General features: G+C 72.4%; 13 protein-coding genes. 7 read left to right on the top strand and 6 right to left on the bottom strand.

Annotated features, from left to right (window positions below; genetic code table 11):
• Positions 1 to 274 precede the first annotated feature (274 nt).
• From ACFT9I_RS32550 to ACFT9I_RS32535, 4 genes are all read right to left on the bottom strand, one after another.
• Positions 275 to 1,438, bottom strand: coding sequence for a diguanylate cyclase domain-containing protein (locus tag ACFT9I_RS32550; RefSeq protein WP_382570234.1), 1,164 nt, complete (start codon positions 1,436 to 1,438; stop codon positions 275 to 277).
• Positions 1,439 to 1,529: 91 nt separating this feature from the next.
• Positions 1,530 to 2,333, bottom strand: coding sequence for an enoyl-CoA hydratase/isomerase family protein (locus tag ACFT9I_RS32545; protein ID WP_382570232.1), 804 nt, complete (start codon positions 2,331 to 2,333; stop codon positions 1,530 to 1,532).
• Positions 2,334 to 2,395: 62 nt separating this feature from the next.
• Positions 2,396 to 3,556, bottom strand: a complete 1,161-nt coding sequence (locus tag ACFT9I_RS32540; RefSeq protein ID WP_382570230.1) for an adenylate/guanylate cyclase domain-containing protein — start codon at positions 3,554 to 3,556, stop codon at positions 2,396 to 2,398.
• 186 nt (positions 3,557 to 3,742) lie between these two features.
• Positions 3,743 to 4,621, bottom strand: a complete 879-nt coding sequence (locus tag ACFT9I_RS32535) for a biotin--[acetyl-CoA-carboxylase] ligase (protein ID WP_382570228.1) — start codon at positions 4,619 to 4,621, stop codon at positions 3,743 to 3,745.
• 145 nt (positions 4,622 to 4,766) lie between these two features.
• On the opposite strand from ACFT9I_RS32535, the gene ACFT9I_RS32530 reads away from it, so the two are divergent.
• The 5 genes from ACFT9I_RS32530 (at position 4,767) to ACFT9I_RS32510 (ending at position 8,594) form a co-directional block, all read left to right on the top strand.
• Entirely contained in the window at positions 4,767 to 6,362 is a 1,596-nt protein-coding gene (locus tag ACFT9I_RS32530) for an acyl-CoA carboxylase subunit beta (protein ID WP_382570226.1), read from the top strand.
• A 9-nt stretch (positions 6,363 to 6,371) separates the two neighbouring features.
• Positions 6,372 to 6,578 (top strand): acyl-CoA carboxylase epsilon subunit, encoded by a 207-nt coding sequence (locus tag ACFT9I_RS32525; protein WP_382570225.1) that lies wholly within the window; start codon positions 6,372 to 6,374, stop codon positions 6,576 to 6,578.
• 87 nt (positions 6,579 to 6,665) lie between these two features.
• The gene (gene mmpB, locus ACFT9I_RS32520) at positions 6,666 to 6,794 is read left to right on the top strand and encodes a morphogenic membrane protein MmpB (protein WP_382570223.1); all 129 of its coding nucleotides are present in this window, start codon (positions 6,666 to 6,668) and stop codon (positions 6,792 to 6,794) included.
• A 111-nt stretch (positions 6,795 to 6,905) separates the two neighbouring features.
• Positions 6,906 to 7,883 carry a hypothetical protein gene (locus ACFT9I_RS32515; RefSeq protein ID WP_382570221.1) on the top strand — a complete coding sequence of 326 codons (978 nt, stop codon included), beginning with the start codon at positions 6,906 to 6,908 and terminating at the stop codon, positions 7,881 to 7,883.
• Positions 7,884 to 7,991: 108 nt separating this feature from the next.
• On the top strand, positions 7,992 to 8,594 hold the full coding sequence (locus tag ACFT9I_RS32510) for a Maf family protein (protein ID WP_382570219.1): 603 nt from the start codon (positions 7,992 to 7,994) through the stop codon (positions 8,592 to 8,594).
• A 4-nt stretch (positions 8,595 to 8,598) separates the two neighbouring features.
• Here the strand turns inward: ACFT9I_RS32510 and ACFT9I_RS32505 are convergent, their stop codons facing one another.
• On the bottom strand, positions 8,599 to 9,063 hold the full coding sequence (locus ACFT9I_RS32505) for a hypothetical protein (RefSeq protein ID WP_382570261.1): 465 nt from the start codon (positions 9,061 to 9,063) through the stop codon (positions 8,599 to 8,601).
• A gap of 338 nt (positions 9,064 to 9,401) precedes the next feature.
• On the opposite strand from ACFT9I_RS32505, the gene ACFT9I_RS32500 reads away from it, so the two are divergent.
• On the top strand, positions 9,402 to 11,156 hold the full coding sequence (locus ACFT9I_RS32500) for an acetyl/propionyl/methylcrotonyl-CoA carboxylase subunit alpha (protein WP_382570218.1): 1,755 nt from the start codon (positions 9,402 to 9,404) through the stop codon (positions 11,154 to 11,156).
• A 205-nt stretch (positions 11,157 to 11,361) separates the two neighbouring features.
• Positions 11,362 to 11,967, top strand: a complete 606-nt coding sequence (locus ACFT9I_RS32495; RefSeq protein WP_382570215.1) for a TetR/AcrR family transcriptional regulator — start codon at positions 11,362 to 11,364, stop codon at positions 11,965 to 11,967.
• 136 nt (positions 11,968 to 12,103) lie between these two features.
• Here the strand turns inward: ACFT9I_RS32495 and ACFT9I_RS32490 are convergent, their stop codons facing one another.
• The gene (locus ACFT9I_RS32490) at positions 12,104 to 13,042 is read right to left on the bottom strand and encodes a DeoR/GlpR family DNA-binding transcription regulator (RefSeq protein ID WP_382570259.1); all 939 of its coding nucleotides are present in this window, start codon (positions 13,040 to 13,042) and stop codon (positions 12,104 to 12,106) included.
• Between the last annotated feature and the right edge of the window lie 88 nt (positions 13,043 to 13,130).

The following is a 13,130-nucleotide window of genomic DNA, read 5'->3' as shown; positions in this document are numbered from 1 at the left end:
ACCCCTGCGCGTCCCCCTTCCAACCCGCGGGCGGGAGTGGGGTTCGAACAGCCCGCGGGGGCGGCGTGAGGGGGGCGGGGCCGCAGGAGGGGTGTGTCCGGACACTCAGGCTGATTTGTGGCGCGTGAGAAACCCGGCTCCCTCGGGTCCAACGAGCCCTGCACGCGCCGTAAATCATGCCGTCCGGACATACCCCTCCGAAGGACCCGCCCCCCGACCGCCAGCCGACAACCGCAACCCACCCGACCACCGGGCGGCAACGAAACCGCACCGTTCACCCACCACCCCCGGAGGACCCCCTCATCCCCCGGAACCGCCTCCGCTCCCCACCCTCCGGCGCCCGCGGCGGCTCGTCCGCCAGTCGCACCACTCCCCCGTCCCGCCCCGCCACCACCGGCCCCACCGACCGCGCCGCCTTCGCGCGGTACTGCGCCGCGTCGGCCAGACGGAACAGGCGCCGGGCGGACTTCAGCGGCCCGATCGCGTCCCCCGTCGACGCGACCCCGCACGCCACCCCCTCACCCAGCTCCAACTCCGCGGCCCGGCGGCACAGTTCGTCGGCGACCGCGACCACCTCGTCCGAGGTCGGCCCCACCGTCAGCAGACAGAACTCGTCGCCGCCCAGCCGCGCCGCCAGCGCCCCCGGCAGTTGCGCGCCGGACACCGAGAGCAGCGAGCCGAACCGTTCCAGCAGCCGGTCACCGACCGCGTGCCCATGCGTGTCGTTGACCCGCTTGAGGCCGTTGAGGTCGCAGACGACGAGGCTGACGACCGACCCGTCCGTACGGTGCAGCGCGACCGCCTCGTCCAGGTGCATGTCCACCGCGCGGCGATTCGCCAGCCCCGTCAGCGGATCCGTGAACGCCAGCCGGCGGACCTCTTCGAGCCGTTCCGTCTGCGCGATCCCCGACGCCACGACGGACGCGATGACGGTCGCGAAGTCCGCGTCGGCTCGCGCGAAGACCGGCACCCCGAGCGGCCTCGCCACGTACAGCTCCCCCCAGGCCCGCCCGTGCAGCACGATCGGCGCGACGACGCAGCACCCCCGGCGGCGCCTGCGCAGCGCCGCGACCCGCTGGTGGCAGTAGCCGGGCGCACCGGCCGCGGCGGCCGGGCCGTCGACCGTCTCGACCCACGCGTTGGGCTCACCCCCGCCCGCCCACCGCTCGTGCAGGAACTCCGCGATCTCGGGGAACCGGTGCACCGGATACGACTCGTCCTCGGGGAATTCCTCCTCCCCCTCCGCCAGATCCCCCGCGTTCACGAGGACCTTGAGCTGCCCGAGGTCCCGCTCCCACACGGACAGCGCGGCGAAGCTGCCGGCCAGCGCGTCGCGCGCGCCGAGCGCGGCGGCCCGCCAGGACTCGTGCGGGGTGTGCGCCGAGGCCATGGCCTGGGCAAGCTCCACCACGGCCCGTAGCCGTACGTCCTCTCCCATCACCCCACCTTAGGGTGTTTTGGGGTGATTTGATCACTCGGAGCGAGGGGGCGTCACTCTCCGTCCACCACGCGAGCGGCCTGCGTACGTCCTACTCGCCCGGCCACTCCGGCTTCCGCTTCTCGTTGAACGCCGCGACACCTTCCGTACGGTCCCCGGAGAAGGCCACCGACCGCCACGCCGCGTCCTCGACCTCCAGGCCGGCCCGCAGGTCGAGCCCGTGCCCGAGCCGCAGGGCCCGCTTCGCCGCCCGGAGTCCGACCGGCGAGTTCGCGGCGATACGGGAGGCCAGCGCCAGCGCCTCGTCACGGTCGGCCGCCTCGCCCACCAGCTGGTCGACCAGGCCCAGCTCGTGCGCCTCGGCCGCCGCCAACCGCCGTGCGGTGAAGATGAGTTCGGCGGCGCGGGCGGCTCCGACCCGGCGCGGCAGCAGTTGCGTACCGCCGCCGCCGGGGATCACGCCCACCGACACCTCGGGCAGCCCGACGACCGCCGTCGGGTCGGCGACGATCAGGTCGCAGGAGAGCGCCAGCTCGAATCCGCCGCCGAGGGCGAAGCCGTGCACGGCCGCGACGGTCGGCATCGGGAGTTCCAGTACGCCGGTGTACGCGGCGCGGGCGGTCGGCCGCTGCCGTACCAACTCCGCGTCGCTCAGCGAGTTCCGCTCCTTGAGGTCCGCGCCGACGCAGAAGGCGCGTTCGTGGGTCGAGGTGAGGACGGTGACGCGTACGTCCCGGTCCGCGCCGAGCGCCGCACAGGCCGCGCCGATGGAGCGCGCCATCTCCGTCGAGACCGCGTTCATGGCCTTGGGCCGGTCGAGCACCAGCTCGGCCACATGACCGTGCCGCCGTACCGCGACGAACTCCCCGAACCGCTGGTCGCCCTCTGCGCCCACCGCACCCACCCGCTTCCCGGTCAACGATCGTTGACCGGGATCATAGGCGGCGGCCCGGACCGTCAGGCCTCCGGCTTGGGCCGCCTCGTGAGCAGCCAGGGCTCCACCACACCCAGGCCACGCACCGGCCGCTGCCACATCGGCTGTATGCCGAAGCGGTACGAGTGCGGCTCCTCGCCCGCCTTCTCGGCCGCCGCGGCCTGCTCCACCGCCTCGGCCTCGGACGCGGGGGTGTCACCCGTCCGGATCAGCTCCTCCGCGAGCGCCCCGTCGACCAGGACGGCGTCCTTGGGAGCTATCGAGGTGAGCCGGCTCGCGAGATTCACCGTGTTGCCGAAGACGTCACCCATCCGGGTGGTCACGGTGCCGAACGCGATGCCCACGCGCAGCGCGGGCATCGACTCGTCGTGCGTCATGGTCTCGATGAGCCGCAGCGCGATCTCCGCGGCCGTGCCCGCGTCGTCGGCGGCGTACAGGACCTCGTCACCGAGGGTCTTGATGAGCCGGCCGCCGTGCGCGGCCACCATGTCGGCGCAGGTCGTCTCGAACGCCTCGACCAGCTCGCCCAGCTCCTCCTCCTCCAGGCGGCGGGTCAGCCGGGTGAAACCGACGAGGTCGGCGAAGCCGACGGCGAGACGGCGGTCGACCATCTCCTCGTCGTCGGCTGCCTGGACGACACGCCCGGTGGCGGCGGCGAGCTGGCGCCGCCACACGTACACCAGGAACTCCTCCAGCTCCGGGAGCAACAGCTCGACCAGGGGATACGTGACCTCGGTCCGTGTCATCCCGGGCTCGGGCGGCTCCGTGAGACCGGCGAGGAAGGAATCGATCTGCCACTCCGCCAGGCGGGCGGTGGTCTGCCCGGTCGACCGGGCGACCTGGATCGACATCGCCTCGCTCAGCAGGCCGGCCTCGACGAGACCCGCGAGACGCCGCAGCGCGAGGACGTCGGCCTCGGTGAAGGCCCGTGCCTGGCCGACGTCCGCGAAGCCCATGGCCCGCCAGAAGCGGGACGCGAGGTCCATCGACACACCGGCGGTACGGGCGGCCTGGAAGGGGGTGTAGCGGCGCTCGGCGCCGAGGATCAGCTGTTCGAGCCGGATGGCGAGGGGGTCGTCGGTGGGCTCGGCCGTGTGGTCGACGGCGTGGTGCGGGTTGGGGTGACCGGAGGAGTCCGACGGCGGCTTTTCGTCCCCACCGGAGGTCGTGTCGTCGACCGTCACCAGCCGCCTCCTGCCCGTTCCCTGCGCACTGCCCCTGCCGATCTGTCGTGGGTCGCCTCAACGATACGGCAGGTCGGGGCTGTCGGGGTCGCCGTTGCGGGTAGTCGCGGAACGCGGGCCGGAGGGACCACGGAGGGGCACCGGAAAGCGGACACCACCGGGCCCCGAAGGTCCACCGGACCCGCCCTAGACCGCGCGCAGGTGCACCACGTCGCCCGCGCCCACCGCCTCCCGTCCGCCGCCTTCCGTCGCGATCACCAGCCGCCCGTCCCCGTCGATCGCCACCGCGTCCCCCACCAGCTGCCGCTCCCCCGGCAGCTCCGCCCGCACCGCGCGCCCCAGCGTCGCGCAGCCCGCCACGTACGCCTCCTGGAGCCCCGACGCGGCCGGGTCCCCCGCGGCGTCCCGCCACGCGCCGTACCACCGCTCAAGACCGCGCAGCACCGCCCGCAGCAGTGGGTCGCGGTCGACGGACACCGCGTTCGCGAGCGCGAGCGAGCCCGCGCCGGGGACGGGCAGCTCGGACTCGGTGAGGCTGACGTTCAGGCCGATGCCGACGACCACCGCGTCGGCCCCCGCGCGCTCGGCGAGGATCCCGCCCGCCTTGCGCTCCTCCTTGTCCGCCTCGTCGCCCTCCTTGCCGCCGACCGTCACCAGCAGGTCGTTGGGCCACTTCAGCGCCGTGTCCACGCCCGCGGCCCGCGCGACGGCCGTCGCCACCGCGACGCCGGTGAGCAGCGGCAGCCATCCCCAGCGCGCCACGGGTACGTCCGGTCCCGGCCGCAGCAGTACGGAGAGGAACAGCCCGGACCGGGCGGGCGCCGACCACGCGCGGTCCAGCCGCCCGCGCCCCCGGGTCTGCTCCTCGGCGACGAGGACCGCGCCTTCCGGGAGGCTGTCCGCGCGGGCGGCGAGGTCGGAGTTGGTGGAACCCGTGGCCGTGACGACGTCGAGCGACGTCCACAGGCGCCCCGGCACGATCAGCCCGCGCCGTAGGGCGACGGTGTTCAGCGGCGGGCGTTCGAGGTCGGTCCAGCGGCTGCCCGCGGCATTCTGCTCGGTCATACGGGCAAGCGTAGGTGTGGTCAACGACGCACTGCCGAACGCCAGGCCCGCCGATACGCTACGGATCAGTAGCCACACGCCGAGCCGCAGAACACCAGATCCGACAGAGCAACAGATCCGCAGACCCGCAGGGAGCCGCATCCCCATGTCCGAGCCGGAAACCGCCCGCGGAACAGAGCACAGCCACACCACCGCGGGCAAGATCGCGGACCTTCAGCGCCGTATCGAGGAGGCCACGCACGCGGGCTCCGCGCGGGCGGTGGAGAAGCAGCACGCCAAGGGCAAGCTGACGGCCCGCGAGCGGATCGACCTTCTTCTGGACGAGGGGTCGTTCGTCGAGCTGGACGAGTTCGCCCGGCACCGCTCCACCAATTTCGGCATCGAGAAGAACCGTCCGTACGGAGACGGTGTCGTGACGGGTTACGGCACGGTCGACGGCCGCCCGGTCTGCGTCTACTCGCAGGACTTCACGATCTTCGGCGGTTCGCTGGGCGAGGTCTACGGCGAGAAGATCGTCAAGGTCATGGACTTCGCGCTGAAGACCGGCTGCCCGATCGTCGGTATCAACGACGGCGGCGGCGCCCGTATCCAGGAGGGCGTGGTCGCGCTCGGCCTGTTCGCCGAGATCTTCCGCCGCAATGTGCACGCGTCGGGTGTGGTGCCGCAGATCAGCCTCATCGTGGGCCCGTGCGCGGGCGGCGCCGTCTACTCGCCCGCGATCACCGACTTCACGGTGATGGTCGACCAGACGTCGCACATGTTCATCACCGGACCGGACGTGATCAAGACGGTCACCGGCGAGGACGTCGGCTTCGAGGAGCTGGGCGGCGCGCGTACGCACAACACGACGTCGGGCGTCGCGCACCACATGGCGGGCGACGAGAAGGACGCCGTCGAGTACGTGAAGTCGCTGCTGTCGTACCTGCCGTCGAACAACCTCTCCGAGCCGCCCGCCTTCCCGGAGGTCACCGAACTGGCGCCCACCGCCGAGGACCTGGAGCTGGACACCCTCATCCCGGACTCGGCGAACCAGCCGTACGACATGCACACCGCCATCGAGCATGTGCTGGACGACGCCGAATTCCTGGAGACGCAGGCGCTGTTCGCGCCGAACATCATCACCGGCTTCGGGCGGGTCGAGGGCTATCCGGTCGGCATCGTCGCCAACCAGCCGATGCAGTTCGCGGGTTGTCTGGACATCAACGCCTCCGAGAAGGCGGCGCGGTTCGTACGGACCTGCGACGCCTTCAACATCCCGGTGGTCACGTTCGTGGACGTGCCCGGCTTCCTGCCGGGTGTCGACCAGGAGTACGGCGGCATCATCCGGCGCGGCGCCAAGCTGATCTACGCGTACGCGGAGGCGACCGTCCCGCTGATCACGGTGATCACCCGCAAGGCGTTCGGCGGCGCGTACGACGTCATGGGCTCGAAGCATCTGGGCGCCGACCTCAATCTGGCCTGGCCCACCGCGCAGATCGCGGTGATGGGCGCGCAGGGCGCCGTCAACATCCTGCACCGCCGTACGATCGCCGCCGCCGAGGACCAGGAGGCGACGCGGGCCGGCCTGATCGCGGAGTACGAGGACGCGCTGCTCAACCCGTACGTCGCGGCCGAACGCGGCTACGTGGACGCGATCATCATGCCGTCCGAGACCCGGGCGCACCTGGTGAAGGGGCTGCGGCAGCTGCGTACGAAGCGCGAGAGCCTGCCCCCGAAGAAGCACGGCAACATCCCTCTTTAGGAGGTCGCGATGATCAAAGTCGTACGAGGCAACCCGACCCCGGAGGAGCTGGCCGCCGCACTCGCGGTGGTCCGGGCCCGCGCGGCGGCCGAGGCGGAGCCCACGCCGGGCGCCGCGCCGCCCGCGCCGAACTGGTCGGACCCGGCGCGCATCGCACGCCGCGAGACCCACCGCGCGGGCCCGCGGGCGTGGGCGCGCACGTACTGGCCCGGCTAGGACGTGCCGGCCGTGTGACGGACGGACGGGGTCGCTTGAGTACGGGTACTCAGGCGTCCCGGCCGCCGCGGCCGCAGGATCGATTGCATGCTCTGGTCGGATCCTGAGAACGAACCTCCCAAGGAAATGCGGGACATGCAGGCGATGATGCGCCGCGCCGGCATCATCCTCGCGCTGGCCATGGTGCTGGCGATGCTCGTCTCCGGCGTTCGCTGACGCCCCGGCCCGGTGGCCCCCCGCGCGTGCCCGGACGGGTGTCGCGTCGTTGAGCGGGGCGTACGGGCCCGGTACCGCCTCCGGGTGTGAGCTGCCCTCCCCGGAGAGTCCATGACTGTGTCCCAGATGATCGTCGTCTCGCTGCCCGGCAGCGGCACCCCGCTGCTGGCCGACCTCACGTCCGCCCTCGGCCATCTCTCGTACGGCACGATGAGCGCCGTCCCGGCCGTCGGCGACCGGCCGGCCGGCACCCCCGAGCTGGTGGCGATGCGGCCGCTGCTGACGGCCGCCCACGGCGCCGACGAGGCCGAACTGCTGCTCAAGCGCGGCGTCGAGGACCGGGAGGCGCTCGACACGGCCTTCCGGGAGGCGGCCGGCGCCCTGTGGCGGGTGTGGTGGATGCGGCTGGGCCAGCCGGTCGCCGTCGCCTCGCCCGCCGATCCGGGACTTGAGGGCCGGCTGGCCCGGCTGCCGGACGCCGAACTGCCCGCTCTGCTGCCGGGGCGCGGCTGCTGGTACGTGGACAGCCTCGACCTCCGGCGGGCGGACGCTGGCCTCCTGCGTGCCTGGCACAACGGCGGGCAGCCGCCGGTCGTCTTCCACCACCGGGACGTGCGGGACCGGATCATCAGCCAGCTCCGTTCGCTGTCCCGACCGGGCGACCCGGCGGGAGCCCCGCCGGAGCAGCTCATCTACCGCGACATCGTCGGCGCGCTGCCGACGATGGAGGCAAAGATCACCTTCGCGCTGACGGACCCGGGCTTCCCGGGGATGGAGGAGGCGCGGCGCTGCCAGTGGCTGCTGCACCACCCGGCGGTGACGGTGATCACCCACGAGGATCTGGCCGGCCCCGCCCACGGGGGTACGGCGGCGGGCCGCGAGCGCGCCGTGGCCCAGCTCCTGGAGGTCACCGGGCTGACCCCGGCCGCCGTCGGTCCTGCGGCCACCGCCCAACTGGCGCGCGAGGACGAGGACTTGACGGTCGGCCAGTGGCGGGGGCTCTTCACTCCCGCCCATGAGCGGCTGCTCGACCAGCGCCACGGCGATCTGCTGGCCACCGGGGCCGCGTCGATCGGGTCCACCGACTGAGTCCGGCGGCCGAGGCCGGCGACCGAGGCCGGCGGCTGAATCCCGCGATTGGGTCCGGCGATTGGGGACGTACGCGCGGCCGGGCCCCGGGTGGCTACCCTTCTCGTCATGACCGCTCAGCGCCGCCTCGTACTCGCCTCCGCATCGCCCGCCCGCCTCGGACTGCTCAAGCAGGCCGGCCTCGCACCCGAAGTGATCGTCAGCGGGGTCGACGAGGACGCCCTGTCCGCCGCCACCCCCGCCGCCCTGGCGCGGGTGCTGGCCGAGGCCAAGGCCGCCGCCGTGGCCGCCCGCCCTGAGGCCGCCGGGGCGCTGGTCGTCGGGTGCGACTCGGTGCTGGAGCTGGACGGCGAGGCCCACGGCAAGCCCGGCGACGCCGAGACCGCGACGGCGCGCTGGAAGGAGATGCGTGGCCGGTCGGGGGTGCTGCAGACCGGGCACTGCGTGATCGACACGGTGACGGGGCGCAGCGTGTCGCAGACCGGCTCGACCGTGGTCCGTTTCGGTGAGCCGACGGACGCGGAGATCGCGGCGTACGTGGCGACGGGTGAACCCCTGCAGGTGGCGGGGGCGTTCACGCTGGACGGTTTCGGAGCGCCGTTCGTCGAGGCGATCGACGGCAACCACGGGAACGTGCTCGGGCTGTCGATGCCACTGCTGCGCGCCCTGCTGGCCGAGCACGGCGTCGCGATCACCGACCTCTGGACCTGAGCGTTCAGGCGGCGGAGGGACCCGTCCCGACCGGCGGCGGCAACGACCCGGCCTCGACAGGCCGCGCCTCCCGCTCGCCGTACGCGACCAGCGTCAGCACGATCAGCCCCAGCACGACCATCATGAACAGGAACGCCGTCCACCCCACCAGGCCGACCGCCAGCGCGCCGAGCAGCCCGTGCAGGATCGCGCAGCTGATCAGGACGGGCCGCGCGAGCCGGCCGAACCCCCGGTCCGTGATCGCCGCGCGCACCAGCAAGGCCGCGCACGCGACCAGGTAGAGGCCGAGGCCGAAGCCCGCCGCCCAGGTCCCGGTGGACATGGCGTCCGGGTCGAGTCCGGCGAGTGACATCTGCTGGTTGTCGACAACGGTGGCCATCAGACCGTTGACGAAAACGAAGCCGACGGCTTCCACGAGCAGCACGATCGCCGCCACCCATGCCACCGGTCTGCGCACCACGGCACCCACCTCTTCCCCTGTTACCCCAAGTACGTACGGCATCGGGAAGGCTACTCATCGGTAAACCCCCGGACAAGGGCCCGGACAGAGGCAAAGAATCCGGCAGGCGTTAGTAGGAAATCAACAAAGAATCGTGAGACGCGCCGGGGCGCCCTGACAGAGACCTCGACCACATACGGCGATTACTGTGCGGTGCGGAGTCCCGGCGTACCCTTGCGTCACAAGGGATTTCGCGACTTGAGCGGGCCTCGGACCACACCGCGTGTGGGCAAGCTCACCACTAGGGACGGGTCGATGGGTCGTGTCGGCAGTCCCTAAACTCAGCTTGTTTCCAGGAGGGAGCCATCGTGCGCAAGGTGCTCATCGCCAATCGTGGCGAAATCGCTGTCCGTGTTGCTCGTGCGTGCCGGGATGCCGGGATCGGTTCGGTGGCTGTGTACGCGGACCCGGACCGGGACGCGTCGCATGTGCGGGCGGCCGATGAGGCGTTCGCGCTGGGTGGGGACACCCCCGCCGCCAGCTATCTGGATGTGGCCAAGGTCCTCCAGGCCGCGAAGGACTCAGGTGCCGACGCGATCCACCCCGGCTACGGATTCCTGTCGGAGAACGCGGAGTTCGCGCAGGCGGTGCTCGACGCGGGTCTGACCTGGATCGGTCCGCCGCCGCAGGCGATCCGCGATCTCGGTGACAAGGTCGCCGCCCGGCACATCGCCCAGCGCGCGGGCGCCCCGCTGGTCGCGGGCACCCCCGACCCCGTCTCCGGCGCCGACGAGGTCGTGGCGTTCGCCAAGGAGCACGGCCTGCCGATCGCGATCAAGGCCGCCTTCGGCGGCGGCGGACGCGGCCTGAAGGTCGCCCGCACTCTCGAAGAGGTCCCCGAGCTGTACGACTCCGCCGTCCGCGAGGCCGTGGCGGCGTTCGGGCGCGGTGAGTGCTTCGTGGAGCGCTATCTGGACAAGCCCCGGCACGTGGAGACCCAGTGCCTGGCCGACACCCACGGCAACGTGGTCGTCGTCTCCACCCGCGACTGCTCGCTCCAGCGCCGCCACCAGAAGCTGGTCGAGGAGGCCCCGGCGCCGTTTCTCTCCCCGGCGCAGAACGAGCAGCTGTACGCGGCGTCGAAGGCGATCCTGAAGGAAGCCGGCTACGTCGGCGCCGGCACCGTCGAATTCCTCGTCGGCACCGACGGCACGATCTCCTTCCTGGAGGTCAACACCCGCCTGCAGGTGGAGCACCCGGTCACCGAGGAAGTCACCGGCATCGACCTCGTACGGGAGATGTTCCGCATCGCCGACGGCGAGGAGCTGGGTTACGGCGACCCGGCCGTCCGCGGCCACTCGATCGAGTTCCGTATCAACGGCGAGGACCCCGGCCGCGGCTTCCTGCCCGCCCCCGGCACCGTCACCCTCTTCAGCCCGCCGACCGGCCCCGGCGTGCGCCTGGACGCGGGCGTGGAGACGGGTTCGGTCATCGGCCCCGCCTGGGACTCCCTGCTCGCCAAGCTGATCATCACCGGCGCCACCCGCGAGCAGGCCCTGCAGCGCGCCGCGCGTGCGCTGGGCGAGTTCCGGGTCGAGGGCATGGCCACGGCCATCCCCTTCCACCGTGCCGTCGTCACCGACCCGGCGTTCACCTCGGCCCCGTTCACGATCCACACCCGCTGGATCGAGACCGAGTTCGTCAACACCATCCCCGCCTTCACCATCCCCGGCGACGCGGACACCGAGGACGAGCCCGGCCGCGAGACGGTCGTCGTGGAGGTGGGCGGCAAGCGCCTGGAGGTCTCGCTGCCCTCCAGCCTCGGCATGAGCCTGGCCCGCACGGGCCTCGCCGCCGGGGCCCGCCCCAAGCGCCGCGCCACGAAGAAGGCGGGCTCGGCGGCGTCCGGCGACACCCTCGCCTCACCGATGCAGGGCACGATCGTGAAGGTGGCGGTCGAAGAGGGCCAGCAGGTCGAAGAGGGCGATCTCGTCGTCGTCCTGGAGGCCATGAAGATGGAACAGCCCCTCAACGCGCACCGCGCGGGCACGATCAAGGGCCTCACCGCCGAGGTCGGCGCCTCGCTCACCTCGGGCGCCTTGATCTGCGAGATCAAGGACTGACGACGCGCGTCCCGACAGCCGCGCGGAGTGGGCCCCGGTACCCCTGGCAGGGGTGCCGGGGCCCACTCGTGCGCGGCGGCCGGTCCCGGCGGGATCCGCAGGCAGGTCCTTGGGCCGATCCACGAGGCCGGCCCGGCCCGCAGTGGCATCCTGGAGCATCAGAGCAGGGCCCACGGCCCCACCCGTAGCGACAGGAAGGACCGCGATGGCGAGCACCAGTGACGCGCCGCCCCGGCCCATGCGTGCCGACGCGCGCCGGAACTACGAGCGGGTGCTCGGCGAGGCCCGTTCCGCGTTCGCCGAGCACGGCACGGACGCCTCGCTGGAGGATGTCGCGCGCCGGGCCGGAGTCGGCATCGGCACGCTGTACCGGCACTTCCCCACCCGCCAGGCCCTGATGAACGCGGTCTTCCAGGAAGCGTTCGCCGATCTGCTCGACCGCTCGCGCGAGCTGGCCGACGCCGACCGGCCCTGCCGCGCGCTGGTGGACTGGCTGCGCGCGCTCATCACTCACGCGGGTGAGTACCGTGGCCTCTCCCGCGCGCTCATGTCGGCTTCGCACGACGCGAGTTCGGCCCTGACGCAGTGCAGCGCGGGTCTCCGTACGGCGGGCGAGTTGCTCCTCGTACGGGCGCAGCTGAGCGGGGACGTACGGGCGGACACGTCCATCGACGACCTGATGCAGCTGACGAACGCCATCGCGCTCGCCGCCGAACAGGCGCCGGACGACCCGGAGTTGGCCGACCGGCTACTGACGCTGACGCTGACCGGGCTGAAGGGCCCCCACGAGACCGCCTCCGGCGCCGGCTGAGCGGACCTGGGAACGGACACGGCCCGGGGCCCGCCACACGGACCCCCGTCCGGCGGCAGCCCGTCCTCGGGTGCCGGACGGAGTGAACCCGCCCGGCGAGTGACGGCAGAAACACCTGTCCGCCCGGCCCGACCGGTCAGCGGCGGCGCAGATCCGCGACCCGCGCGCGCTCCCCCGGCTGCTCGGCGAGCGCCCCGGCCGACGCCGCCGCGCTCCGCAGCGCCTGCGGTCCGGGACCGCCGCCGTGCGTCCGGCGCTGGCCCGGCAGCGGCGTGTCCCGTCGGGGCTGACGCCCCGGCGGGACCGCCTCACCGCCCGACCCCGACCCGGTGGCGCCCGCCACCGTGATCTGTACGCCCTGGTCGGCGAGGGCCTGCAGCTCGGTCCCCGCGCGGTCGTCGTGCGCCGGCGGGTCGTCGGTGACCAGCCGGGTGATCACATCGGTCGGCACGGTCTGGAACATCGTGTCGGTGCCGAGTTTGGTGTGGTCGGCGAGGACCACGACCTCGGCGGCTGCCTGGACCAGCGCGCGATCGACGCTGGCCGAGAGCATGTTGGAGGTGGACAGGCCGCGCTCCGCGGTGAGCCCGCTCCCGGACAGGAACGCGCGGGAGACCCGCAGCCCTTGGAGCGACTGCTCGGCACCACTGCCGACCAGCGCGTAGTTGGAGCCGCGCAGGGTGCCGCCGGTCATGACGACTTCGACCCGGTTGGCATGGGCCAACGCCTGTGCGACCAGCAGGGAGTTGGTGACGACGGTCAGTCCGGGGATCCGCGCGAGCCGGCGGGCCAGCTCCTGCGTGGTCGTACCGGCACCGACCACCACGGCTTCGCCTTCTTCGACGAGGCTCGCGGCGAGATCGGCGATGGCCGTCTTCTCTGCCGTGGCGAGATGGGATTTTTGCGGAAAGCCGGATTCTCGCGTGAATCCGCCCGGCAGTACCGCACCGCCGTGCCGGCGGTCGAGGAGTCCTTCGGCCTCCAACGCCCGCACGTCCCGCCGTACGGTCACTTCGGAGGTCTGGACGACGCGGGCGAGCTCACGGAGCGACACGGCTCCGTTGGCGCGCACCATTTCGAGGATTAACTGGCGACGTTCTGCAGCGAACACGAAACTGACAGTAACCCCAACGGCCGCCCGCTTTCAGCGGTTCGCGCCGAAA

The organism is Streptomyces sp. NPDC057137 (genome assembly GCF_042670825.1).
GTDB lineage: Bacteria > Actinomycetota > Actinomycetes > Streptomycetales > Streptomycetaceae > Streptomyces.
The sequence above is the reverse complement of the archived record's forward strand: the minus strand, read 5'-3'. Positions and strand labels throughout refer to the sequence as shown.

What these genes read in the sequence shown, in the direction of transcription:
- ACFT9I_RS32510 (WP_382570219.1), top strand. Translation starts at nt 7,992, where the DNA reads ATGACCGCTCAGCGCCGCCTCGTACTCGCCTCCGCATCGCCCGCCCGC.
- ACFT9I_RS32550 (WP_382570234.1), bottom strand. Translation starts at nt 1,438, where the DNA reads ATGGGAGAGGACGTACGGCTACGGGCCGTGGTGGAGCTTGCCCAGGCC.
- mmpB (WP_382570223.1), top strand. Translation starts at nt 6,666, where the DNA reads ATGCTCTGGTCGGATCCTGAGAACGAACCTCCCAAGGAAATGCGGGAC.
- ACFT9I_RS32495 (WP_382570215.1), top strand. Translation starts at nt 11,362, where the DNA reads ATGGCGAGCACCAGTGACGCGCCGCCCCGGCCCATGCGTGCCGACGCG.
- ACFT9I_RS32525 (WP_382570225.1), top strand. Translation starts at nt 6,372, where the DNA reads ATGATCAAAGTCGTACGAGGCAACCCGACCCCGGAGGAGCTGGCCGCC.
- ACFT9I_RS32490 (WP_382570259.1), bottom strand. Translation starts at nt 13,042, where the DNA reads ATGGTGCGCGCCAACGGAGCCGTGTCGCTCCGTGAGCTCGCCCGCGTC.
- ACFT9I_RS32535 (WP_382570228.1), bottom strand. Translation starts at nt 4,621, where the DNA reads ATGACCGAGCAGAATGCCGCGGGCAGCCGCTGGACCGACCTCGAACGC.
- ACFT9I_RS32515 (WP_382570221.1), top strand. Translation starts at nt 6,906, where the DNA reads ATGACTGTGTCCCAGATGATCGTCGTCTCGCTGCCCGGCAGCGGCACC.
- ACFT9I_RS32530 (WP_382570226.1), top strand. Translation starts at nt 4,767, where the DNA reads ATGTCCGAGCCGGAAACCGCCCGCGGAACAGAGCACAGCCACACCACC.